20 protein-coding genes are annotated in these 22,619 nt (G+C 53.7%); 13 read left to right on the top strand and 7 right to left on the bottom strand.

Annotated features, from left to right (window positions below):
- Positions 1-280 precede the first annotated feature (280 nt).
- Positions 281-1,702, bottom strand: a complete 1,422-nt coding sequence (hemN, locus tag Q9J79_RS05465; protein ID WP_301911740.1) for an oxygen-independent coproporphyrinogen III oxidase — start codon at positions 1,700-1,702, stop codon at positions 281-283.
- Between the two features lie 134 nt (positions 1,703-1,836).
- On the opposite strand from hemN, the gene fnr reads away from it, so the two are divergent.
- Positions 1,837-2,571 carry a fumarate/nitrate reduction transcriptional regulator Fnr gene (fnr, locus tag Q9J79_RS05460; RefSeq protein ID WP_301911739.1) on the top strand — a complete coding sequence of 245 codons (735 nt, stop codon included), beginning with the start codon at positions 1,837-1,839 and terminating at the stop codon, positions 2,569-2,571.
- 112 nt (positions 2,572-2,683) lie between these two features.
- Here fnr and Q9J79_RS05455 read toward each other — a convergent pair whose 3' ends face one another.
- Complete coding sequence (locus Q9J79_RS05455; protein ID WP_301911738.1) at positions 2,684-3,634, bottom strand: CysB family HTH-type transcriptional regulator; 951 nt, start codon at positions 3,632-3,634, stop codon at positions 2,684-2,686.
- 363 nt (positions 3,635-3,997) lie between these two features.
- Between Q9J79_RS05455 and Q9J79_RS05450 the strand changes: the two genes are divergently transcribed.
- The 3 genes from Q9J79_RS05450 to Q9J79_RS05440 all read left to right on the top strand — a co-directional run bounded on the left by Q9J79_RS05450 (position 3,998) and on the right by Q9J79_RS05440 (position 6,492).
- The gene (locus Q9J79_RS05450) at positions 3,998-4,693 is read left to right on the top strand and encodes an OmpA family protein (RefSeq protein WP_025458266.1); all 696 of its coding nucleotides are present in this window, start codon (positions 3,998-4,000) and stop codon (positions 4,691-4,693) included.
- A 364-nt stretch (positions 4,694-5,057) separates the two neighbouring features.
- Positions 5,058-6,014, top strand: a complete 957-nt coding sequence (thiL, locus tag Q9J79_RS05445) for a thiamine-phosphate kinase (RefSeq protein WP_301911736.1) — start codon at positions 5,058-5,060, stop codon at positions 6,012-6,014.
- Positions 6,007-6,492 carry a phosphatidylglycerophosphatase A family protein gene (locus Q9J79_RS05440; protein ID WP_301911734.1) on the top strand — a complete coding sequence of 162 codons (486 nt, stop codon included), beginning with the start codon at positions 6,007-6,009 and terminating at the stop codon, positions 6,490-6,492. The genes thiL and Q9J79_RS05440 overlap by 8 nt, the downstream gene beginning before the upstream one ends.
- A gap of 59 nt (positions 6,493-6,551) precedes the next feature.
- Here Q9J79_RS05440 and ettA read toward each other — a convergent pair whose 3' ends face one another.
- Positions 6,552-8,228 (bottom strand): energy-dependent translational throttle protein EttA, encoded by a 1,677-nt coding sequence (gene ettA / locus Q9J79_RS05435; RefSeq protein ID WP_025458263.1) that lies wholly within the window; start codon positions 8,226-8,228, stop codon positions 6,552-6,554.
- 388 nt (positions 8,229-8,616) lie between these two features.
- Here ettA and Q9J79_RS05430 point away from each other — a divergent pair, with 388 nt between their 5' ends.
- The 3 genes from Q9J79_RS05430 to pgmB all read left to right on the top strand — a co-directional run bounded on the left by Q9J79_RS05430 (position 8,617) and on the right by pgmB (position 13,030).
- Positions 8,617-9,972 (top strand): SLC45 family MFS transporter, encoded by a 1,356-nt coding sequence (locus Q9J79_RS05430; RefSeq protein WP_301911732.1) that lies wholly within the window; start codon positions 8,617-8,619, stop codon positions 9,970-9,972.
- A gap of 121 nt (positions 9,973-10,093) precedes the next feature.
- Entirely contained in the window at positions 10,094-12,352 is a 2,259-nt protein-coding gene (locus tag Q9J79_RS05425; protein ID WP_301911730.1) for a glycoside hydrolase family 65 protein, read from the top strand.
- A 12-nt stretch (positions 12,353-12,364) separates the two neighbouring features.
- Positions 12,365-13,030 (top strand): beta-phosphoglucomutase, encoded by a 666-nt coding sequence (gene pgmB / locus Q9J79_RS05420; RefSeq protein ID WP_025458026.1) that lies wholly within the window; start codon positions 12,365-12,367, stop codon positions 13,028-13,030.
- A gap of 330 nt (positions 13,031-13,360) precedes the next feature.
- On the opposite strand, the gene nadB is transcribed toward pgmB, so the two are convergent.
- A complete protein-coding gene (gene nadB, locus Q9J79_RS05415; RefSeq protein WP_301911729.1) occupies positions 13,361-14,869 on the bottom strand; it encodes an L-aspartate oxidase in 1,509 nt (502 codons plus the stop codon).
- A gap of 53 nt (positions 14,870-14,922) precedes the next feature.
- Positions 14,923-16,035: a quinolinate synthase NadA gene (gene nadA / locus Q9J79_RS05410; RefSeq protein WP_301911753.1), complete on the bottom strand. Its 1,113-nt coding sequence runs from the start codon at positions 16,033-16,035 to the stop codon at positions 14,923-14,925.
- 352 nt (positions 16,036-16,387) lie between these two features.
- Here nadA and Q9J79_RS05405 point away from each other — a divergent pair, with 352 nt between their 5' ends.
- From Q9J79_RS05405 to xth, 6 genes are all read left to right on the top strand, one after another.
- A complete protein-coding gene (locus Q9J79_RS05405; protein ID WP_301911728.1) occupies positions 16,388-17,326 on the top strand; it encodes an NUDIX hydrolase in 939 nt (312 codons plus the stop codon).
- 97 nt (positions 17,327-17,423) lie between these two features.
- Entirely contained in the window at positions 17,424-17,690 is a 267-nt protein-coding gene (locus Q9J79_RS05400; protein ID WP_487250672.1) for a hypothetical protein, read from the top strand.
- Complete coding sequence (locus Q9J79_RS05395; RefSeq protein ID WP_301911727.1) at positions 17,687-18,169, top strand: immunity protein RhsI2 family protein; 483 nt, start codon at positions 17,687-17,689, stop codon at positions 18,167-18,169. The genes Q9J79_RS05400 and Q9J79_RS05395 overlap by 4 nt, the downstream gene beginning before the upstream one ends.
- A 134-nt stretch (positions 18,170-18,303) precedes the next feature.
- Positions 18,304-19,185 carry a carboxylating nicotinate-nucleotide diphosphorylase gene (gene nadC / locus Q9J79_RS05390; protein WP_301911726.1) on the top strand — a complete coding sequence of 294 codons (882 nt, stop codon included), beginning with the start codon at positions 18,304-18,306 and terminating at the stop codon, positions 19,183-19,185.
- A gap of 469 nt (positions 19,186-19,654) precedes the next feature.
- Entirely contained in the window at positions 19,655-19,936 is a 282-nt protein-coding gene (locus Q9J79_RS05385) for an ArsR/SmtB family transcription factor (RefSeq protein WP_301911725.1), read from the top strand.
- A gap of 57 nt (positions 19,937-19,993) precedes the next feature.
- Positions 19,994-20,764, top strand: coding sequence for an exodeoxyribonuclease III (gene xth / locus Q9J79_RS05380; RefSeq protein WP_301911724.1), 771 nt, complete (start codon positions 19,994-19,996; stop codon positions 20,762-20,764).
- 63 nt (positions 20,765-20,827) lie between these two features.
- Here xth and Q9J79_RS05375 read toward each other — a convergent pair whose 3' ends face one another.
- Positions 20,828-21,760 (bottom strand): AEC family transporter, encoded by a 933-nt coding sequence (locus Q9J79_RS05375; protein WP_301911723.1) that lies wholly within the window; start codon positions 21,758-21,760, stop codon positions 20,828-20,830.
- 104 nt (positions 21,761-21,864) lie between these two features.
- On the bottom strand, positions 21,865-22,542 hold the full coding sequence (locus Q9J79_RS05370) for a YiaD family glycine zipper/OmpA-like lipoprotein (RefSeq protein ID WP_301911722.1): 678 nt from the start codon (positions 22,540-22,542) through the stop codon (positions 21,865-21,867).
- Positions 22,543-22,619 lie beyond the last annotated feature (77 nt).

Here is a 22,619-nt window from a genome sequence, read left to right as displayed (position 1 = left end):
AAACCAGTACGGCGTTGCCTCGCCTTAGCTCAAAGAGAACGATTCTCTAAGGTGCTGAAGCACCAAGTGAATCGGTTCCGTACTATTTGTACTGTCTGCGGCTTCGTCGCCTTGTCCTGATTTTTGTTAATCCGCTATATCTCGGTTTCGGAACGATCGGACACAAAGGTGCGGAACGTTATGATATGCCGCCGCCTGTTCTTGAAAACACTTATCCTGCCGGCAGCAAAATGCCGTCTGAAAAAGCCTTTCAGACGGCATCCGTATATTTGAAATACAATCATACGGTTTGTGAGTATTTCGCCCTGGTTTCTTTATGGCGCAGGTGGTAGTCGAAGACCATGGCGATGTTGCGGATGAGGAAGCGTCCTTTCGGGGTAACGGTCAGCCCGTGGCTGTTCAGGCGCACCAATCCCAAACCGGCGAGTTTTTCCAAATCCGCCAGTTCGTCTTTGAAGTAACGGTCGAACGGGATACCGAATATGTCTTCGTAAACACGGTAGTCGAGCGCGAAGCGGCACATCAAATCCTGAATGATGCTGCGGCGCAGGATGTCGTCCTGATTGAGCTGGTAGCCGCGCATGATGGGCAGTCTGCCTTCGTCGATGGCGGCATAGTAGGCATCGATGTCTCGTTCGTTTTGGGAGTAGGTGTTGCCGATTTTACCGATGGACGACACACCGATGGCGACCAAATCGCAATCCGCGTAGGTCGAATAGCCTTGGAAGTTGCGCTGGAGGAAGCCTTCTTTGAGGGCGATGGAGAGTTCGTCGTCCGGCTTGGCGAAATGGTCCATGCCGATGAAGACGTAGCCGCGTTCGGTCAGGGTTTGGACGCAGTATTGCAGCATATCGAGTTTTTCCTCGCTGCCGGGGACGGCGGCGGTATCGATGCGGCGTTGCGGTTTGAAAACATGTGGCAGGTGGGCGTAGTGATAAAGGGCGAGGCGGTCGGGGTCGAGCGACAAAACCGTGTCTATGGTGGTTTTGATACTTTCCAAAGTCTGGTGCGGCAGACCGTAAATCAAATCGACGCTGACGGATTTGAACCCTGCCTCACGGGCGGCATCGATGACTTCTTTGGTTTCGTCGTAGCTTTGGATGCGGTTGACCGCCGCCTGCACTTTGGGGTCGAAATCCTGAATGCCGACGCTCATGCGGTTGAAGCCGAGCCTGCCGAGCATGAGGACGGTGTCGCGGCTGACTTTGCGCGGGTCGATTTCGATGGAGTATTCGCCGGACGGTATCAGTTCGAAATGTTTGCGTATCATACGGAAGACGCGTTCGATCTGTTCGTCGCTCAAAAAGGTCGGCGTGCCGCCGCCGAAGTGCAGTTGGGCAAGCTGATGCCGTCCGTTCAGATGCGGGGCGAGCAGTTCCATTTCTTTTTCAAGATATTCGATGTAGGCATCGGCACGGCTTTTGTCTTTGGTGATGATTTTGTTGCAGCCGCAGTAGTAGCAGATGGTGTTGCAGAACGGAATGTGAATGTAAAGGGAAAACGGTTTGTTTAACGCGCCCATACCGCGCAAATGTAAAGCTTTGATATATTCGCCTTCGCGGAAACCGTCGTGGAAACGGTCGGCGGTAGGGTAGGAAGTATAGCGCGGGCCGCTGGCGGGCAGGCTGGCAATCAGTTCGCGGTCAAACTCGGGGCGGTCATCGTTTACATTGTGATTGTTCTGTATCTGAATAATTTTCATGGTGTGTGTGCGGTTTTATGATGTTAGTCAAATTTTGGATAGTTTGGTAGAATGCCACAGTATGATAAACCTGTCTTGATATGTGTCAACAAGCACATAATTGGGATGGGGCAAAACACACGAAAAGGTACGGTATGGCTTCGCATAATACTACACATCAGATGAAAACCTTGTGTTCTTCCTGTTCTTTGCGGGAACTTTGTCTGCCTGTCGGATTGCTGCCCAACGAGTTCAGCCAACTCGATGCCGTCATCCGCCAAAGCCGCCGCCTGAAAAAAGGCGAATACCTTTTCCGTGCCGGCGAAGCCTTTACCTCGCTCTTTGCCATCCGTTCGGGCTTCTTCAAAACAACCGTCGCCAGTCAGGACGGTCGCGATCAGGTAACGGGTTTTTTTATGTCGGGCGAACTCATCGGCATGGACGGCATCTGTGCCCATGTGCACAGTTGCGACGCGGTCGCCTTGGAAGACAGCGAAGTGTGCGAACTGCCGTTTACCCACATCGAAGAACTTGGTCAGAATATCCCCAGCCTGCGTACCCACTTCTTCCGTATGATGAGCCGTGAAATCGTGCGCGATCAAGGTGTTATGCTGCTGTTGGGCAATATGCGCGCCGAAGAACGGATTGCCGCCTTCCTGCTGAACCTTTCCCAAAGGCTCTACTCGCGCGGTTTTGCCGCCAACGACTTCATCTTAAGAATGTCCCGCGAAGAAATCGGCAGCTATCTCGGGCTGAAACTCGAAACCGTCAGCCGCACATTGTCCAAGTTCCATCAGGAAGGATTGATTTCCGTCGAACACAAACACATCAAGATTCTCAATCTGCAAGTGCTGAAGAAGATGGTGTCCGGCTGCTCGCACGCTATTTGATTAACCTGTACGAACATTTCAGACGGCATTCTCAATAAACACAGGGCAGACGAAAACATCTGCCCTGTTTGTTTTATCTGCCGCAAAGTGCCGTCTGAAAACCGGCAGCCGCCTAAATCGAAAAATCCTCGCTGATGGGCGTGTACAGAATCCTGTCCACCTTTTCGCGTGTCAGGTGCGGCGCAAACGCTTGGATAAAGTCGTAGGCATATCCGCGCAAATAAGTATCGTTGCGCAAAGCAATCCACGTCGGCGACGGCTCGAACAGGTGTGCCGCATCCACAAGCTGCAAATCGCCGTCCGTATCCGGGTTGTACGCCATTTTCGCCATCAGTCCCACGCCCAAACCCAAGCGCACATAAGTCTTCAATACATCCGTATCCGCCGCCGCCAATGCGACATCCGGCCGTTCCAAACGGGCTTTGGAGAATGCCCGCGCGATGCTGCTGCCCGCATTGAATGCAAATTCATAAGTAATCAGCGGAAACCTCGCCAAATCTTCAATGCGGAGGGGATTCCTGCATTCGAGCAGCGGATGGTCGTTCGGCACAATCACCGCGTGTGTCCAGTCGTAGCAGGAAAGTCTTCCCAATTCGGGGTGGTCGTCTATCCGTTCCGTAACAATCGCCAAATCCGCCTCACCTGAGGTAACCATACGTGCGATGGCGGCAGGGCTTCCCTGTTTGATGGTCAGATTGACTTTCGGATAGCGTTTCACAAAATCGGCAACAATCAAGGGCAGGGCATAGCGTGCCTGAGTATGTGTTGTGGCTACCGTCAGTGAACCGCTGTCCTGTCCGGTAAACTCGCTGCCGATATTTTTAATGTTCTGAACATCGCGCAAAATACGTTCCGCAATATCCAAAACCACCTTGCCCGGCTGCGAGACCGAAACCACGCGCTTGCCGCTGCGGATAAAAATCTGAATGCCGATTTCTTCTTCCAGCAATTTGATTTGTTTGGAGATGCCGGGTTGTGATGTGAATAAGGCCTCGGCCGCTTCGGAAACGTTCAGGTTGTGCCGGTAAACTTCTAAGGTGTATTTCAATTGTTGTAATTTCATGGCGGGTCGGTGTGGATCTGTGTCGGGTGGCTGAACATTGTTTATAATTTATCATATTTTCTTGCCGGTACGGTATGGGGCTTTGCCGTTGTGTTTGTTGTTTTTGTGCAACGGCAATTGTGCGATATGGAAAAAATCCCCCTAAAGTAATGACACGGAATTGATTTTTCGGCATGATAGACGATTAGGAAACAGGCTGTTTTACGGTTGTTTTCAGGCGTTGAGTATTGACAGTCCGCCCCCTGCTTCTTTATAGTGGAGACTGAAATATCCGATTTGCCGCCATGTTTCTACAGCGGCCTGTATGTTGGCAATTCAGCAGTTGCTCCTGTATCTGCTGTACAAATTTAATGAGGGAATAAAATGACCAAACAGCTGAAATTAAGCGCATTATTCGTTGCATTGCTCGCTTCCGGCACTGCTATGGCGAGCGAAGCCCATATCCACGGTTATACCGTGAGCGGCCAATCGCAAGAAGTCGTACGCAACAACTACGGCGAATGCTGGAAAAATACCTACTTCGACAAAGCAACCCAAGGCCGCGTAGAGTGCGGCGATGCAGTTGAACCGGCTCCTGTTGCTGTTGTAGAGCAGGCTCCGCAATATGTTGACGAAACCGTTTCTCTGTCTGCCAAAACCCTGTTCGGTTTCGACAAAGACGTACTGCGTGCCGAAGCCCAAGACAACCTGAAAGTATTGGCCCAACGCCTGGGTCAAACCAACGTACAATCCGTACGTGTTGAAGGTCATACCGACTTCATGGGTTCTGAAAAATACAACCAGGCCCTGTCCGAGCGTCGCGCCAACGTAGTGGCAAACTACTTGGTCAGCAACGGTGTGCCTGCTTCCAAAACTTCTGCTGTCGGCTTGGGCGAATCTCAAGCGCAAATGACTCAAGTTTGTGAAGCTGAAGTTGCCAAACTGGGTGCAAAAGCCTCTAAAGCCAAAAAACGTGAGGCTCTGATTGCATGTATCGAACCTGACCGCCGTGTTGACGTGAAAATCCGCAGCATCGTAACCCGTCAGGTTGCTCCGGCTCATGTTCACACCCAGCAATAAGCTTTAAAAGCATCTTGCCGATGGGTAGGGTTGGATTCCTGTTCTGTATAAGAGAATAGGTTTACGTATCAAACTTTAATCGGTTCTGATGAAACAAAACAAACCCCGCTTTTGCGGGGTTTGTTTTTAGGATGCTTGCGGAAACGGTTATTGTCAGAATATGGGGTAGGGTTTATGCTTCATCAAAATCTTCCTGGTGCTTGAAACTCCGGTTTTGAAGGCGATAGAATTTGGATTTGTTTTTGAGGGAACAAACTCTCTCAAATCAGTGCTGTACGCGGTGCTGCGTTTTATGTGCGGTACTGCGTAAAATACAGCAGATCAATAAAAATCAACATAGCGGTGCGTTCGGACATTTTGCGACATGAAAGAATTTGACTTCATCAAACGGTATTTGCAAACAGGCACGGATAAGGATGTCGTATTGGGCATAGGCGACGATGCGGCAATTATCCGCCCACGTGAGGGTTTCGATTTGTGTTTCAGTGCGGATATGCTGCTGAGGGACAGGCATTTTTTTGCAGATGTCAAACCTGAAGACTTGGCTTGGAAGGTTTTGGCCGTCAATATTTCAGATATGGCGGCGATGGGTGCGATACCGCGTTGGGTGCTGCTGAGCGCGGCGTTGCCCGAATTGGATGAAGTATGGCTGGAACGGTTTTGCGGCAGCTTTTTCGGTTTGGCAAAAAAGTTTGGCATCACCTTAATCGGCGGCGATACGACCAAGGGCGATATGGCGTTCAATGTAACCATTATCGGCGAATTGCCGAAGGGTAGGGCGTTACGGCGTGATGCGGCGGTTGCGGGCGACGATATTTGGGTGTCGGGGCGTGTCGGTATGGCGGCGGCGGCTTTGAACTGCCGTCTGAAACGGTGTGTGTTGCCGGATGAAGTGTTTGCCGTGTGCGAACAAAAGCTGCTCCGCCCCGAGCCAAGGGTTGGGCTGGGGCTTGCGCTGTTGCCGTTTGCCAGGGCGGCGCAGGATGTTTCAGACGGCCTCGCGCAAGATTTGGGGCATATCCTGACCGCTTCCGGCGTGGGGGCGGAAATTTGGGCCGATTCGCTGCCGTCTTTATCCATATTGAAAGATATTTTGCCCCGAGCGCAATGGCTGTCTTATACTTTGGCCGGCGGCGATGATTACGAACTGGTATTTACCGCATCGGAAAGTTGCCGCGAAAGCGTGCTTGCCGCAGCGGAACGATGCGGCGTGCCGGTAACGCGTATCGGTAAAATCAATGGGGAATGCCGTCTGAAGATTTTGGATAGTGACGGCAGGGAATTGAAACTTCACTCTTCGGGATTTGATCATTTTGGCTGATTTTAAACCTGACTTTGCGTGGCTGTTGAAACGGCCGTTGTGTTTTTTGGCTTTCGGTTTCGGCAGCGGGCTGGCTCCGTTCGCGCCGGGTACCTTCGGTACTTTGGCGGCGTTACCTTTGGCATTCGTATTGATTTTGACGGGTGTGGACGGCCTGTTGTTGGCTTTTTTATGTATGGTGCTGTTTATATGGGGTATACGTATTTGCGCTTATGCGGAACGTGAAACGGGTGTCAGCGACCACGGTGGGATTGTTTGGGACGAGATTGTCGCCATGCTGTTTGTGTTGGCGTTTGTGCCGTTCAGGTGGACGTGGTGGCTGGCGGCATTTGTTCTGTTCCGTCTGTTTGACGCGCTCAAACCGCCCCCCGTCGGTTGGTTTGACAAGAATCTGCACGGCGGTTTGGGCATTATGGCGGACGATATGGCGGCTGCGGTGATGACCTTGATTGTCTTGAGGATTGCAATGCTGTTTTAAACGGTGCTGCCTTGTAAAAATGCCGTCTGAAAGCCTTTCAGACGGCATTGTTTCGGAGGTTAACGCGTTACCGGTTTGTATTTAATCCGTTTCGGTTTCGCGCCTTCTTCGCCCAAACGGCGTTTCTTATCGGCTTCGTATTCCTGATAGTTGCCGTCGAAGAACACCCATTTGGAGTCGCCTTCACACGCCAAGATATGCGTGGCGATGCGGTCGAGGAACCAACGGTCGTGCGAAATCACCATCACGCTGCCGGCAAATTCCAGCAATGCGTCTTCCAGCGCGCGCAGGGTTTCCACGTCGAGGTCGTTGGACGGTTCGTCCAACAGCAAGACGTTGCCGCCGCTCAACAAGGTTTTTGCCAAGTGCAAACGTCCGCGTTCGCCGCCGGAAAGCTGCCCCGCGATTTTGCTTTGGTCGCTGCCTTTAAAGTTGAAACGACCCAAATATTGGCGGGCGGGGATTTCAAACTGTCCGACCTGCAAAATATCGCGGCCTTCGGCGATGTTGTCGAATACGGTTTTGTCGTTTTGCAAACCTTCGCGGCTTTGGTCAATCAGGCTCATTTTCACGGTTTGACCGATTTTCACTTCTCCGGAATCAGGCTGCTCTTTGCCCGAAATCATTTTAAACAGCGTCGATTTACCCGCGCCGTTCGGGCCGATGATGCCGACAATCGCGCCAGCAGGCACTTTGAAGCTCAAATCGTCAATCAGCACTTTATCGCCGAACGATTTGGAAACATTCACAAATTCAATTACTTCGTTACCCAAACGCTCGGCAACGGGAATAAAGATTTCCTGCGTTTCGTTGCGTTTTTGGTATTCGTAGTTGCTCATTTCCTCAAAACGCGCCAAACGCGCTTTAGACTTGGCTTGACGGCCTTTGGCATTTTGGCGCACCCATTCCAATTCCTGCTTCATCGCTTTCACGCGCGCGGCTTCGGATTTCGCCTCGTTTTCCAAGCGTTTTTCTTTCTGCTCCAACCAAGACGAGTAATTGCCTTTCCACGGAATACCGTGTCCGCGGTCGAGTTCCAAAATCCATTCGGCGGCGTTGTCGAGGAAGTAGCGGTCGTGTGTTACCGCAACGACTGTGCCGGGGAAGCGCACCAAGAATTGCTCCAGCCATTCCACTGATTCCGCATCCAAGTGGTTGGTCGGCTCGTCCAGCAGCAGCATATCGGGCTTACTCAACAAAAGTTTGCACAAAGCCACACGGCGTTTTTCACCGCCGGACAGATTGCCGATTTTGGCATCCCAATCAGGCAGGCGCAGCGCGTCGGCAGCGATTTCCAATTCGTGTTCCGCACCGCCGCCCGTGGACGAACCAGCCGCAATAATCGCTTCCAAGCGACCTTGTTCTTCCGCCAATGCGTCAAAATCCGCATCGGGATTGGCGTACTCGGCATACACTTCTTCCAAGCGTTTCTGCGCGGCAGCCACTTCGCCCAAACCGCTTTCCACTTCCTCGCGCACGGTTTTCTCAGGATCAAGCTCAGGCTCTTGCGGCAGGTAGCCGATTTTAATGCCGCCCATCGGCACGGCTTCGCCCTCAAATTCCTTATCCACGCCCGCCATAATCCGCAGCACGGTGGACTTGCCCGCGCCGTTCAAACCGAGCAAACCGATTTTCGCGCCGGGGAAGAAAGAAAGGGAAATATCTTTAATGATGGTTTTCTGCGGCGGCACAACCTTGCTCACGCGCAGCATAGAATAGACGTATTGTTGGGACATAGTTTTCTCGTTTTCATCAAACAAATTTCAGGCGGCCATTTTAACCGATAATTTGATTTAAGCTAGTTTATCCGCGAACCGGTATTGCCAAAATCGGGCAGGATTCATAAAATCCGCCTATCCCTTTGAAATTATACAGACAAAAAAAATAATAATGAAAGAGGATCGCCGCGCCGGCAACCATTTCGGATTTTCCAAAGCAAATATAGTGGATTAACAAAAATCAGGACAAGGCGACGAAGCCGCAGACAGTACAGATAGTACGGAACCGATTCACTTGGTGCTTCAGCACCTTAGAGAATCGTTCTCTTTGAGCTAAGGCGAGACAACGCCGTACTGATTTAAATTTAATCCACTATACTTTTCAAATCAAAAAAGGATTTACCTTATGTCGGAATATACGCCTCAAACAGCAAAACAAGGTTTGCCCGCGCTGGCAAAAAGCACGATTTGGATGTTGAGCTTCGGCTATCTCGGCGTTCAGACGGCCTTTACCCTGCAAAGCTCGCAGATGAGCCGCATTTTTCAAACGCTAGGCGCAGACCCGCACAATTTGGGCTGGTTCTTTATCCTGCCGCCGCTGGCGGGGATGCTGGTGCAGCCGATAGTGGGCTACTACTCAGACCGCACTTGGAAGCCGCGCTTGGGCGGCCGCCGCCTGCCGTATCTGCTTTACGGCACGCTGATTGCGGTTATCGTGATGATTTTGATGCCGAACTCGGGCAGCTTCGGTTTCGGCTATGCGTCGTTGGCGGCCTTGTCGTTCGGCGCGCTGATGATTGCGCTGTTGGACGTGTCGTCGAATATGGCGATGCAGCCGTTTAAGATGATGGTCGGCGACATGGTCAACGAGGAGCAGAAAAGCTACGCCTACGGGATTCAGAGCTTTTTGGCGAATACGGGCGCGGTTGTGGCGGCGATTCTGCCGTTTGTGTTCGCGTATATCGGTTTGGCGAATACCGCCGAGAAAGGCGTTGTGCCACAAACCGTGGTCGTAGCATTCTATGTGGGCGCGGCGTTATTGATTATTACCAGTGCGTTCACAATCTTCAAAGTCAAAGAATACGATCCGGAAACCTACGCCCGTTACCACGGCATCGATGTCGCCGCGAATCAGGAAAAAGCCAACTGGTTCGAACTCTTAAAAACGGCACCTAAAGCGTTTTGGACGGTTACTCTGGTACAGTTTTTCTGCTGGTTCGCCTTCCAATATATGTGGACTTACTCGGCAGGCGCGATTGCGGAAAACGTCTGGCACACCACTGATGCGTCTTCCGTAGGTTATCAGGAGGCGGGCAACTGGTACGGCGTTTTGGCGGCGGTGCAGTCGGTTGCGGCGGTGATTTGTTCGTTTGTATTGGCGAAAGTGCCGAATAAATACCATAAGGCGGGTTATTTCGGCTGTTTGGCTTTGGGCGCGCTCGGTTTCTTCTCTATCTTCTTCATTCACAATCAATACGCACTGATTCTGTCTTATACCTTAATCGGCATCGCGTGGGCGGGCATCATCACGTATCCGCTGACGATTGTAACCAACGCCTTGTCGGGCAAACATATGGGCACTTACTTGGGCTTGTTTAACGGTTCTATCTGTATGCCCCAAATCGTCGCTTCGCTGTTGAGCTTTATCCTCTTCCCTATGCTGGGCAGCCATCAGGCAACCATGTTCTTGGTTGCAGGCGCGGTCTTGCTGTTGGGCGCGTTTTCCGTGTTCCTGATTAAAGAAACGCACGGCGGCGCATAATTTCCTTCACTTGCCGGCAGAAAGGCCGTCTGAAACTTCTGCCGACGCTTTATCCGATTCAATAAGGCAAACCGTATTTCCAAACGGTTTGCCATAAAACCATCAAAACAGGAGCTTTACGATGTACACAAGAATTATGGAAATCAGCCCTTGGACGCTGCGTTCGGCAAAGCTGGAAAAAGAACACAAACGGCTGCAAGAGAGCCTGACCAGCTTGGGCAACGGCTATATGGGTATGCGCGGCAGCTTTGAGGAAACCTACTCCGCCGACAGCCACTTGGGCACCTACATCGCCGGCGTGTGGTTCCCCGACAAAACCCGCGTCGGCTGGTGGAAAAACGGCTATCCCAAATATTTCGGCAAAGCCATCAACGCGCTCAATTTCAGCAAAGTCAAAATCTTTGTCGACGGGCAGGAAGTGGACTTGGCGAAAAACGGCGTTGCCGGCTTCTCCGTCGAACTCGATATGCAGCACGGCGTGTTGCGCCGCTCGTTCACCGTATTTGGCGTGCGTTTCGATGTGTGCAAATTCCTGTCCGTCGCGCAAAAAGAGCTGGCGGTTATCCGCTGGGAAGCCGTATCTGTTGACGGCAAAACCCACCAAGTCCGCATCGATTCCATCATCGACGCCGACGTGAAAAACGAAGACTCCAACTACGAAGAAAAATTCTGGCAGGTATTGGACAAAGGCGTTTCAGACGGCCTCTCATACATTGCCACCCAAACCGTCGCCAATCCCTTCGGCGTGGAACAATTCATCGTCAACGCCGAGCAAACCTTCGCCGGCAGTTTCAAAGCCCTCGGCGGCAGCCAAACCGACTGGCAGGTCTCCAATTCTTTCGAAGCCGAAGTCGGCGGCACGCCCGAAACCTTTGAAAAACGCGTGATTGTTACCACCAGCCGCGATTATCAGGGCTTGGAAGCAGTGAAAACCGCCGGCCGCGCCTTATCGGAAAAAATCGCAGGCGTTGCGTTTGAAACCTTGCTGGACGCACACAAAGCAGGCTGGCTGCACCGTTGGGAAATCGCCGACGTGGTCATCGAAGGCAGCGACGAAGCGCAGCAAGGCATCCGTTTCAACCTGTTCCAACTGTTCTCCACCTACTACGGCGAAGACGCGCGTCTGAACATCGGCCCGAAAGGCTTTACCGGCGAAAAATACGGCGGCGCGACCTATTGGGACACCGAAGCCTACGCAGTGCCGCTCTACCTCGCACTGGCGGAACCCGAAGTGACCCGCAACCTGCTGCAATACCGCCGCAACCAACTGCCGCAGGCGCAGCACAACGCGCGCGAACAGGGCTTGGCGGGCGCACTCTATCCGATGGTAACGTTTACGGGCATCGAGTGCCACAACGAATGGGAAATCACCTTCGAGGAAATCCACCGCAACGGCGCGATTCCCTACGCCATCTACAACTACACCAACTACACCGGCAATGAAAGCTATCTTGCCAAAGAAGGCTTGGAAGTCTTGGTCGAAGTGTCCCGCTTCTGGGCGGACCGCGTCCACTTCTCCAAACGCAACGGCAAATACATGATTCACGGCGTAACCGGCCCGAACGAATACGAAAACAACATCAACAACAACTGGTACACCAACACCCTCGCCGCATGGGTATTGGACTACACCCGCGAAGCCTTGGCGAAATACCCACGCCCCGATTTGAACGTGAGCGCCGCCGAGTTGGAAAAATGGGCGGACATCAGCGCCAATATGTACCGTCCTCATGATGAAGAACTCGGTGTATTCGTCCAACACGACGGCTTCCTCGACAAAGACATCCGCCCCGTGTCCGCGCTTTCGCCGGACGATTTGCCGCTCAACCAGAAATGGTCGTGGGACAAAATCCTGCGTTCGCCATTCATCAAACAGGCGGACGTATTGCAAGGCATCTACTTCTTCGGCGACTGTTTCAGCATGGACGAAAAACGCCGCAATTTCGACTTCTACGAACCGATTACCGTGCATGAAAGCTCGTTGTCTCCATGTATCCACTCCATCCTTGCCGCCGAACTGGGCAAAGAAGAAAAAGCCGTGGAAATGTACCAGCGCACCGCCCGCCTAGACTTGGACAACTACAACAACGACACCGAAGACGGCCTGCACATTACTTCTATGACCGGCTCGTGGCTCGCCATCGTCCAAGGTTTCGCCCAAATGAAAACCTGGGGCGGCAAACTCAGCTTCGCTCCGTTCCTGCCGGGCGCGTGGACAGGCTACGCCTTCCACATCAACTACCGAGGCCGTCTGATTAAAGTCGCCGTCGGTAAAGAAAACGTCGTCTTCACCCTGCTTAAAGGCGAACCGCTCGAATTGCAGGTGTACGGCAAAGACATCACGCTCGACGGCAGCCACGCCGCCGCGTTGGAAAAATAAGGAGGGCGCAAAATGACGTTTACCGCAGTCCTCTTTGATCTCGACGGCGTGATTACTGATACCGCCGAATACCACTACCGCGCGTGGAAAAAGCTCGCCGAAGAACTGGGCATCGGCATAGACCGCAAGTTTAACGAGCAGCTCAAAGGCGTGTCGCGCGACGATTCGCTCAAACGCATCCTCGCGCACGGCGGCAAAACCGTCGGCGAAGCCGAGTTCGCCGAACTGACCCGCCGCAAAAACGACAACTACGTCGAGATGATTCAGGCAGTCAAACCCGAAGACGTGTATCCCGGCATTTTGCCGCTGCTGGAAGCATTAAAAGCAAACGGCAAAAAAATCGCCCTCGCATCCGCCAGTAAAAACGGCCCGTTCCTGCTCGAACGCATGGGGCTGACCCACTTCTTCGACACCGTCGCCGACCCTGCCGCCGTCGCGCATTCCAAACCCGCCCCCGACATCTTCCTCGCCGCAGCCGAGGGCGTGGGCGCGGACATCCGCCGCTGCATCGGCATCGAAGACGCAGCAGCAGGAGTAGCCGCCATCAAAGCCGCCGGCGCCTTGCCTGTCGGCGTGGGCAAAGCCGAAGACTTGGGCAGCGACATCGCGCTGGTGTCCGGCACCGCCGAGCTGACCTACGCCTACCTGCAAAACGTGTGGGAACAGTCGGGTAGGTAAAACGCGTCAGATAAAGTGTCAAGGAAGTAAAAGGCCGTCTGAACAGTGTTTCAGACGGCCTTTCTGCTTTTATAGTGGATTAACAAAAACCAGTACGGCGTTACCTCGCCTTAGCTCAAAGAGAACGATTCTCTAAGGTGCTGAAGCACCAAGTGAATCGGTTCCGTACTATTTGTACTGTCTGCGGCTTCGTTGCCTTGTCCTGATTTTTGTTAATCCACTATAGAACAGATTGATAACCCAACTTACGCAACCCTAAAAACTGAATGCCAATCTCTTAACCATGCTATTCAAATTTATTTGAACGATTTTTTTTCTAACCAGCCAACCTTAACAATCACTATTAAAATGCGCGCCGATGTTCTGTCTCCGCCTGTATGCGGCTTGGGCGACGGCGAGGCTGCATTCGAGCAGGTTGCGGTTTTCGTATTCGGACGCGGTGTGCGGTTCGGCTTGATTTTGCTTCCAAAGCCGCAGTTGGGCGATGGCGCGGCTCAGGCCGGTATCGTTGCGGAGGATGCCCAGATAGCGTTGGTTGAACGCTTGCAGGGCGGGGCGGCTGAATGCGCTTTGGATGCCGTCTGAAAAGATGCCTGTTTCGGCGGAGGGGTGTTCAGACGATCTTTGGGACAGTACGGCTTGGAATGCTTGTCCGTCCGCGATGGTTTGGGCGGCAAGTCTGGCGGTAACGACGCATTCGAGCAGAGAGTTGCTGGCAAGGCGGTTGGCTCCGTGCAATCCTGTGCAGGCGGTTTCGCCCAAGGCGTAGAGCTGCGGCAGGGAAGTTCTGCCGCAGGGGTCGGTTTGGATGCCGCCGCAGGTGTAGTGTTGCACGGGGCGGACGGGGATGGCTTGGCGCGTGATGTCCAGGCCGCATTGGGACAGGCAGTGCCGATGGATGGACGGGAAATGTCGGCGGACGAACTCTGCGGGCTGGCGGCTGATGTCGAGCGAGACGAAGTCTTGCGTTTGTTTGGCGATTTCGGCGGCGATGGTGCGGGCAACTATGTCGCGCGGCGCGAGTTCGGCGCGGCGGTCGTAATGCGGCATAAACTGTTCGCCCGCTTGGTTGGTCAGGATGCCGCCTTCGCCGCGCACGGCTTCGGAAATCAGGAAGGTGCGTCCGTTTTCAGACGGCCTTGCCAAGCCTGTGGGGTGGAATTGGATAAATTCGAGGTTTTCGACTGCGCAGCCTGCGCGTATCGCCATGGCGATGGCGTCGCCCGTGCATTCGGGCGGCGTGGTGGTGGCGGCGTAAATCTGTCCCAAGCCACCGCCTGCGAGTACGGTATGGCGGGCGCGGATGCGGTAGGTTGCTTGCGTTCGGCAGTCGAGGACGGTCAGCCCGTACGCCGCGCCTGATTCGGTTTGAACGTCCAACGCCATCTGCCGCTCGCAAACGCGGATGTTCGGGCGGCGGCGTATTTGGGCAATCAGGCTCTGCATGACGGCTTCGCCTGTGTAATCGGCGACGTGGGCGATTCGGCGGCAGGTATGCCCGCCTTCGCGCGTCAGGTGCAGGCCGTCATGACTCCGGTCGAACGCCACGCCCTGCACCAACAGCCATTCGATTGCCGGTTTGCCCTGCGACAGGATGGCGCGGACGGCGGCTTCGTCGCACAAACCCGCGCCCGCTTCCAAGGTATCGGCAACGTGTTTTTCGATGTCGTCCTCTCCCGACCACGCCGCCGCAATCCCGCCTTGCGCATGACGGCTTGCGGTGTCGTCCAGCCGGTTTTTGCACAAAATGACGATGCGGAACGATTCAGGCAGCGACAGGGCGAGCGTCAGTGCCGCCAGCCCGTTTCCGGCAATCAATACGTCGCAATCGGTTTGCATATGGTGTTGTCCTTGTTTGAGAGGTCGTCTGAAACGGCAATATGGACGGTAAATCAGGCGGGACCCATGCCGTTGAACACATCCCCGCGTTTGAGCCATGCCGCGAAGTCGAGCATACGCTGCAAAGGCAGTTTGGCGGCTTCGCCCAGCTTCCTGTCCAACAGGATTTCGTTACGTCCGCTTGTCAGGGCGTATTTGATGCCGCCCAGCGAATTCATCGCCATCCACGGGCAGAACGCGCAGCTTTTGCAGCTTCCGCCGTTGCCTGCCGTCGGCGCGGCGATGAATTCTTTGTCGGGTGCCTGCTTTTGCATTTCGTGCAGGATGCCCAAATCGGTTGCCACGATGAATTTTTTTTCAGGGCGCGATACAGCGGCTTTGAGCAGTTTGCCGGTCGAGCCGACCACGTCGCCCAGTTCGATGACGCTTTGTGGCGATTCGGGATGAACCAGCACCACCGCATCGGGGTGTTCCGCCTTCAACGCCGCCAGCTCCTGCCCTTTGAATTCGTTGTGAACGATGCACGAACCCTGCCACAACAGCATATCCGCGCCCGTTTCGCGGCGGATGTAGTCGCCGAGGTGGCGGTCGGGTCCCCAAATCAGCTTCTCGCCGCGCGATTTCAGATACGACACGATTTCCAACGCCACCGAAGACGTTACCACCCAGTCGGCACGCACTTTCACGGCGGCGGAAGTGTTGGCGTACACCACCACCGTACGGTCGGGGTGTTGGTCGCAAAACGCCGAAAACGCCTCTTCCGGGCAACCCAAATCCAAAGAACATTCCGCTTCCAAATCAGGCATCAGCACTGTTTTTTCAGGGCAGAGGATTTTCGCGCTCTCGCCCATGAAGCGCACGCCCGCCACCACCAGCGTACCGGCTTCGTGTTCCGCACCGAAGCGCGCCATTTCCAGCGAATCGCCCACGCATCCGCCCGTTTCCAAAGCCAAATCCTGAATCAGCGGATCAACATAATAATGCGCCACCAAGACCGCGTTTTTCTCCTTCAACAAAGCCTTGATTTCATCTTTCAGACGGCCTGCCGTCTCGAGGTCGGGCGTGTCGGCAACCTTCGCCCACGCCTGACGGATTTGGCAGGCGGAAGTCGGGGTTTGGATGAGGGGCATATCGTAATCGAACGAGCGGCGGGCGGCGGTTTGCATGATGTTTCCTTGTAGCTGTTTTTCAGACGGCATGAAGGTTTGCCGTCTGCTTTTCAAACTGTTTTATATTATGCTCAACTTGAGTATAATAAGCAAGGTCGTCTGAAAACAGGTTTGCGATACCGTAAAACCGACCTGCTTGTTCCGACAAGCCGCTTTGGTTTATAGTGGATTAACAAAAACCAGTACGGCGTTGCCTCGCCTTAGCTCAAAGAGAACGATTCTCTAAGGTGCTCAAGCACCAAGTGAATCGGTTCCGTACTATCTGTACTGTCTGCGGCTTCGTCGCCTTGTCCTGATTTTTGTTAATTCACTATACAATAAAGCCTTTCCTACCCGCAGAAAGCCGAGCATGGATGCCTACCCCGAAGCCGAAGCCCCGCCGCAAAGCATCGTCGAGCTGGTTCCCGTATTGATTGCCGTTACCGACGGCGGCCTGCGGGTATTGACCGTCGCCCAAGGCACGCTTCTGCCCAACGGCCCGCTCTCCCCCCTGCGCAATTCCCTGCAGGCGGGCGTAAAGCTGTGGGTCGCCAAGCAGACTTCGCAGCCTATGGGCTATGTGGAACAGCTTTACACCTTTGTCGATACCCACCGCCGCAACGAACACGGCATGCCCGTTCTGTATGTCAGCTATTTAGGACTGGTACGCGAGGCGGCCGACAACATCCTGCATCCCGATGCGAAATGGCAGGACTGCTACTGCTATTTTCCGTGGGAAGATTTACGTAGCACCGGTAGGCAACATGAGACCATCGTCAGCCGCCTGCGCATTTGGGCAAACTCTGCGGACACGGAGGAAGTGCGCCAAAAGCGGCTCAAGCGCATTCATTTGTGTTGGGGGGTCGAACCGGAAAACTGGTCGGAAGAATACGTTTTGCAACGCTATGAAATGCTGTATGAAAGCGGCCTGATAGCGGAAGCTGCCGAGCCGCAGGCAAACTTTGATTTCGCGCCCACGGGGCAGCCCATGCGCCACGACCATCGCCGTGTACTGGCAACAGCCTTATCTCGCCTACGCGCCAAAATCAAATACCGCCCCGTGATTTTCGAACTGATGCCGCCCGAATTCACGCTGCTGCAACTGCAAAACAGCGTCGAAGCCATCAGCGGCAGATTGCTGCACAAACAAAACTTCCGCCGCCAGATTCAGCAGCAAAACCTCATCGAGCCGTCGGATACCGGCGTATCGGGCAGCAAAGGCCGTCCCGCGCAACTTTACCGCTTCCGCGACGACGTCCTGCCCGACAGGCTGATTTCGGACATCGGACTGCCGCTGGGCAGCCGTTAGCCCGTTTTCAGACGACCTATAGTGGATTAACAAAAATCAGGACAAGGCGACGAAGCCGCAGACAGTACAGATAGTACGGAACCGATTCACTTGGTGCTTGAACACCTTACCAGGAACTATGGAAGTTTTAAAAAAGATTGGCACCACAGGCAACTCAGCCACAGGCAAACTTTTTCCAGATTTACCTCGCACAAATAAGGGATGGACTGAAAAAACACAAGTGCAATTCAAGCTTGAAGGCCAAGGAAAACCACATGTGAATAAAGGAAAAGGGGTAGTCAATACAGGGCTGGGGAAATCTGGCGGCAAAGAAGCTTTTGAGAAACAGATTATTCATTTTGAAAAAATTGGAGATATAAAATGAGCTATTTAAATTTAGATGATGATATGTATTTGGTTTATGATTTTAAGCAAGATATGACAAACAGAAGAACGAAGGAATATATTGAAAATACAAGATTACTGTCATTGAATGACGAAAGTATCTTTGGCATCAAAAAAGACAAAGGATTGTTTGCGTCGGATGAATGGTGGGCTAATATTGATTCCGGACAGATTATCACCAGAAGCGTTTCCGGAGTAATATCGTCAATATATGAGGCAGGAATGGAAAGAAGAAACATACCGAATAGTTTTAGTTTTATAGATGGTGAAGGCATCGTAAGGAATGAAAGTATGTATATGATGAATAAATCCGACAGACATTTATTTTGTGAAGGGAAAAAAATTGCTATTTTTTACGCGTATGACGAATTAAAAAGATCAAAACAAAAAAAAGGAGACGTAATTGATTTGGAAAACAACTATGTTGAGCAAGTCATTGAAATGGCAATTTCAAAATAATCAGATGACGCCGGAGAGAATTGTTCTCTTTGAGCTAAGGCGAGGCAACGCCGTACTGGTTTTTGTTAATCCACTATAAAATGAAGTTTTGCCCCATCGGTGCAACACCCATCTTTTTCAACAAAGGAAACCCCATGCCGTCTGAAAACACCCTCTTCCCCCTGCCCGACACCCTGTTGCGCCCCATGGTGGAACAAGCCTTGAGCGAAGATTTGGGCAGGCGCGGCGACATTACGTCCGCCGCCGTCATCGCGCCCGATAAAACCGCCAAACTCTTCCTGATTAGTCGTGAGGACGGCGTAATAGCAGGCATGGATTTGGCGCGTCTTGCCTTTCAGACGATGAATCCGTCCGTCCGTTTCCAAACCAAAATCCACGACGGACAAGCCGTCCGCGCAGGTCAGACGCTTGCCGCCGTCGAAGGCAACGCCCGCGCGCTGCTCGCCGCCGAACGCACCGCGCTCAACTACCTCACGCACTTAAGCGGCATCGCCACCGCCACCGCGCGTGCCGTTGCCGAAGTCGCCAAATACGGTACAGACATCGTGTGCAGCCGCAAAACCATCCCCCTGCTGCGCGTCCTGCAAAAATACGCCGTCAGGGCAGGCGGAGGTGTGAACCACCGCATGGGCTTGGACGACGCCGTGCTCATCAAAGACAACCACCTCGCCTATTGCGGCAGCATCGCCCAAGCAGTTCGGCAGGCAAAACAGGCGGTCGGATCGTTGACCTGCGTGGAAATCGAAGTGGACACGCTGGCACAACTGGACGAAGCCATCGCAGCGGGCGCGGAACGGATTTTGCTGGACAACATGGACGACGAAACCCTGAAAGAAGCGGCAAACCGCTGCCACACGCAAACTGCCCACCCCCACACCATCTATTGCGAAGCATCGGGCGGCATCGGCTTCGACCGCCTGAAATGCGTGGCACAAACCGGCGTGGACGGAATCGCCCTCGGCTATCTGACCCACAGCAGCCGTTCGTTGGACATAGGCTTGGATTTCGTGGCGTGAGTTTTAGGGTGCAGGCGGCTGTCTGATATGTCAGGCAAGGAACCGCTTAACCGTAATCCGGTTATTGCCTCAGGGAGGAAATGCCGTCTGAAAGATTCTTCAGACGGCATTTTTCGTGAAGGTCGTGATGCTTTAGAAAAAACAGCGTTTCGGGTAGGTATTTTGTTTGCCCGAAGGCGCGGAGGCATCGGCAGGGCAAGGCGTGCGGCGGTTGTAAGGCATCTTTTGAACAATGCGGATGATTCCGGCCGGCGGCAGGACAGGGGAAAGGACAGAGGCGGCAGTTTTATGCCGTCTGAAAGCCTGCCTTTACGCTTGTTTGCAAAAATAGTGGTAAAAGGAACATACAATCCTGTACAATGAGCCATAAACAATTGATTTATAATACAATTTATAAAGATAATCAAAATCATCCATATCTGCCGCCCGTCAATCCGCTTGGCGGGCGGAAAAGGTTTTAGGAATACCGATGAACACAATACCGCTCCACACCATACTCAAACTTATGGCGCATCCCGAACGTATGGCGATACTGCTCCAACTTTTGGACGGCGACCGCAATATTGCGGAGATGTCCGAATCTTTATCCCTGCCCGCAACAGTGGTTTCCAGTCATTTGAACCGTCTGAGGGTTGACGGTTTGATTGATTTTACGCGTTACCACCGCATTATCGAATACCGCCTGGTTTCCGAAGAAGCGACGGCGATTCTGCACACGGTTCGCGATTTGGAAAACAAACGCGCGGCATAGTGTTAGAATCCTTTCCTTTTTTCCGTCCCCGTGTCGGGCGGCATTTTCAGGAACCTTATGAAAATTACCACTTGGAATGTCAATTCGCTCAATGTACGTCTGCCGCAGGTTCAGAACCTGCTTGCCGACAATCCGCCGGATATCCTTGTTTTACAAGAACTCAAGCTCGATCAGGACAAGTTTCCCGCCGCCGCCTTGCAGATGATGGGCTGGCACTGTGTTTGGAGCGGGCAGAAAACCTACAACGGCGTGGCAATCGTCAGCCGCAGCGCGCCGGAAGACGTGCATATCGGGCTGCCCGCGCTGCCGGACGATCCGCAACGGCGCGTGATTGCGGCAACCGTCGGCGGCGTGCGCGTCATCAATGTCTATTGCGTCAACGGCGAGGCTTTGGACAGCCCCAAATTCAAATATAAGGAACAGTGGTTTGCCGCACTGACGGAGTTTGTCCGCGACGAAATGACCCGCTACGGCAAACTGGTGCTGCTGGGCGATTTCAATATCGCGCCTGCTGATGCGGACTGTTACGACCCTGAAAAATGGTATGAAAAAATCCACTGTTCGTCCGTTGAACGGCAGTGGTTTCAAAATCTGCTGGATTTGGGACTGACCGACAGCCTGCGCCAAGTCCATCCCGAAGGTGCGTTTTACACATGGTTCGACTATCGCGGCGCGATGTTCCAGCGCAAACTGGGCCTGCGTATCGATCATATTTTGGTGTCGCCTGCGATGGCGGCAGCGTTGAAGGATGTCCGCATCGATTTGGAGACGCGCGCGCTGGAGCGTCCGAGCGACCACGCGCCGGTGTGTGCGGAATTCGATTGGTAGGATGAAAGGCAGATGCCGTCTGAAACCGTTTTCGGGTTTCAGACGGCATCTTTGTTTGAAGGTTCAAACCGTGTATCGGTAAAGCGCAATCATCAGCGGCATGGTAATGATGCACAGCAGGGTAGTAATGCCGTAAATCGCGCTTGCCTTGTGTGCGTCGTTGCCGTACACGACCGCCATTTGCGTGATGGTTGCCGCCGACGGGCTGATGGTGGCGAGAAAGCTGATGAGGACGACGGTTTCGGACAGGGCGTTGAGGTGTGCCAGCCCCGACAGTTTGACGACGGCAAGCAGTATCAGCGGAATCAGAATCAGCCGCAGGAATGCCACGGCATACAGCCTTGCCGAACACAAAAGCGCGTGCGGCGGCACAGAGGCAATCAGCATTCCGGCAACAATCATGGCAACCGGCCCGATCATGCTGCCGACGGCGGCGAGGGTGTTGTCTATCAGGCGGGGCAGTTTGATTTGGAAGGCAAACATCAGCAGTCCGGTAAAAATGCAGAGGATGTTGATGTTGGTCAGCATGGTTTTCCATGAAAGTCTGACGTTGCCCGAGACTAGCAGGCGCAGGTGCGTCCAAAACAGGACGGTTTGCACGATGATGAAGCCGCCGGTGTAGATGACCCACTCCGAACCGAAAACGGACATGACCAGCGGAATAATCAGGTTGCCCGAATTGCTGTACACCATCGCGGCGTGTTCCAGACTGTCGAGCCTGAGCAGCTTTTTCAGGATTTTGCCGATGGCAATCAGCAGGATGTGGAAGAGGACGGCGAGTTTGACTGAAAGCAGCAGGCCTTGTGCCACTTCGGGCGTGTAGCCGATTTGGAAGGCGTGCAGCATCACCGACGGGCTGATGAGGTAGAGGGCGATGACCGACAGTGGATAGCTGTTTTCCGATTTGAGCAGCCCCGATTTCACCAAACCGATGCCCATAAAAACAATCAGCGTCAGTTCGGCGATTTTGCCGGCAAGGAGCAGGGCGGTATACATGGAATCACCGTGTCAGAAAAAAGGGAAAGATTGTACGCCTGCGGGCGCAAATACGGAAATGCCGTCTGAAAAGCATTCAGACGGCATTGGCGTTGCAGGGCGCGTTACATGTGCCGTGCGGCGTTGACGGCGCGTTGGTCGGGGTTGATGAGGATTTCGACGCGGCGGTTTTGCGCGCGGCCTTCAGCCGTAGCGTTGGAAGCGGCAGGCATATGCGAACCGTAGCCGTAAACCGCCAGTCGCGAAGCCGCCACGCCGCGCGTCTGCAGATAGTAGGCAACCGCTTGGGCGCGGTGTTGCGAAAGCGGATTGTTGACGGCATCGGAACCCGTGTTGTCGGTGTGCCCGTTGATGGTCAGCGTCGTGTCGGGATACTGCACCAGCGTCTGTGCGGCAGTGTTCAGGGCGTATTGCGCGTTGCCGCCCAACGCCGCGCTGCCGGTGGCGAAGGTAACGCTTTCGGGCATCACCAGCTTGATTTGGTTGCCTTGGCGTTGGATTTCGATTTGCGTGCCGGCGAGGTTTCGGCGCAAACTCTGCTCTTGGTAGTCCATATAGCCGCCCACGCCCGCGCCGATTGCGCCGCAGGCAAGCGCGGAATTGCGTGCGCCTTTGCCGCTGTGGGTCAGTGCGCCGACGATGCCGCACACTGCCGCGCCGCCCAAACCGTACATGGCGGATTTGCTTGGGGACTGCTGTCCGGTTACAGGGTCGGCAACGCAGCCGGAAAGCGCGAGTGCGGATGCGGTCAGCACGACGGTAAAGGGTTTGAAGAAAGTCATGGCGTTTCCTTCCGTGTATATGTCAAACCGTACAACTATAAACAATCATGCCGTCTGAAAAAGTGGAATTAACCTGA

This window comes from Neisseria viridiae, assembly GCF_962747995.1.
Lineage (GTDB): Bacteria > Pseudomonadota > Gammaproteobacteria > Burkholderiales > Neisseriaceae > Neisseria > Neisseria viridiae.
The sequence above is the reverse complement of the archived record's forward strand: the minus strand, read 5'-3'. Positions and strand labels throughout refer to the sequence as shown.

Bases quoted from the DNA above. Each gene is read 5' to 3' on its own strand.
- Q9J79_RS05385 (WP_301911725.1), top strand. From the start codon at position 19,655: ATGAACACAATACCGCTCCACACCATACTCAAACTTATGGCGCATCCC.
- ettA (WP_025458263.1), bottom strand. From the start codon at position 8,228: ATGTCCCAACAATACGTCTATTCTATGCTGCGCGTGAGCAAGGTTGTG.
- Q9J79_RS05455 (WP_301911738.1), bottom strand. From the start codon at position 3,634: ATGAAATTACAACAATTGAAATACACCTTAGAAGTTTACCGGCACAAC.
- Q9J79_RS05370 (WP_301911722.1), bottom strand. From the start codon at position 22,542: ATGACTTTCTTCAAACCCTTTACCGTCGTGCTGACCGCATCCGCACTC.
- Q9J79_RS05375 (WP_301911723.1), bottom strand. From the start codon at position 21,760: ATGTATACCGCCCTGCTCCTTGCCGGCAAAATCGCCGAACTGACGCTG.
- nadB (WP_301911729.1), bottom strand. From the start codon at position 14,869: ATGCAAACCGATTGCGACGTATTGATTGCCGGAAACGGGCTGGCGGCA.
- Q9J79_RS05405 (WP_301911728.1), top strand. From the start codon at position 16,388: ATGGATGCCTACCCCGAAGCCGAAGCCCCGCCGCAAAGCATCGTCGAG.
- nadC (WP_301911726.1), top strand. From the start codon at position 18,304: ATGCCGTCTGAAAACACCCTCTTCCCCCTGCCCGACACCCTGTTGCGC.
- Q9J79_RS05450 (WP_025458266.1), top strand. From the start codon at position 3,998: ATGACCAAACAGCTGAAATTAAGCGCATTATTCGTTGCATTGCTCGCT.
- thiL (WP_301911736.1), top strand. From the start codon at position 5,058: ATGAAAGAATTTGACTTCATCAAACGGTATTTGCAAACAGGCACGGAT.
- xth (WP_301911724.1), top strand. From the start codon at position 19,994: ATGAAAATTACCACTTGGAATGTCAATTCGCTCAATGTACGTCTGCCG.
- Q9J79_RS05425 (WP_301911730.1), top strand. From the start codon at position 10,094: ATGTACACAAGAATTATGGAAATCAGCCCTTGGACGCTGCGTTCGGCA.
- pgmB (WP_025458026.1), top strand. From the start codon at position 12,365: ATGACGTTTACCGCAGTCCTCTTTGATCTCGACGGCGTGATTACTGAT.
- hemN (WP_301911740.1), bottom strand. From the start codon at position 1,702: ATGAAAATTATTCAGATACAGAACAATCACAATGTAAACGATGACCGC.
- fnr (WP_301911739.1), top strand. From the start codon at position 1,837: ATGGCTTCGCATAATACTACACATCAGATGAAAACCTTGTGTTCTTCC.
- nadA (WP_301911753.1), bottom strand. From the start codon at position 16,035: ATGCAAACCGCCGCCCGCCGCTCGTTCGATTACGATATGCCCCTCATC.
- Q9J79_RS05430 (WP_301911732.1), top strand. From the start codon at position 8,617: ATGTCGGAATATACGCCTCAAACAGCAAAACAAGGTTTGCCCGCGCTG.
- Q9J79_RS05395 (WP_301911727.1), top strand. From the start codon at position 17,687: ATGAGCTATTTAAATTTAGATGATGATATGTATTTGGTTTATGATTTT.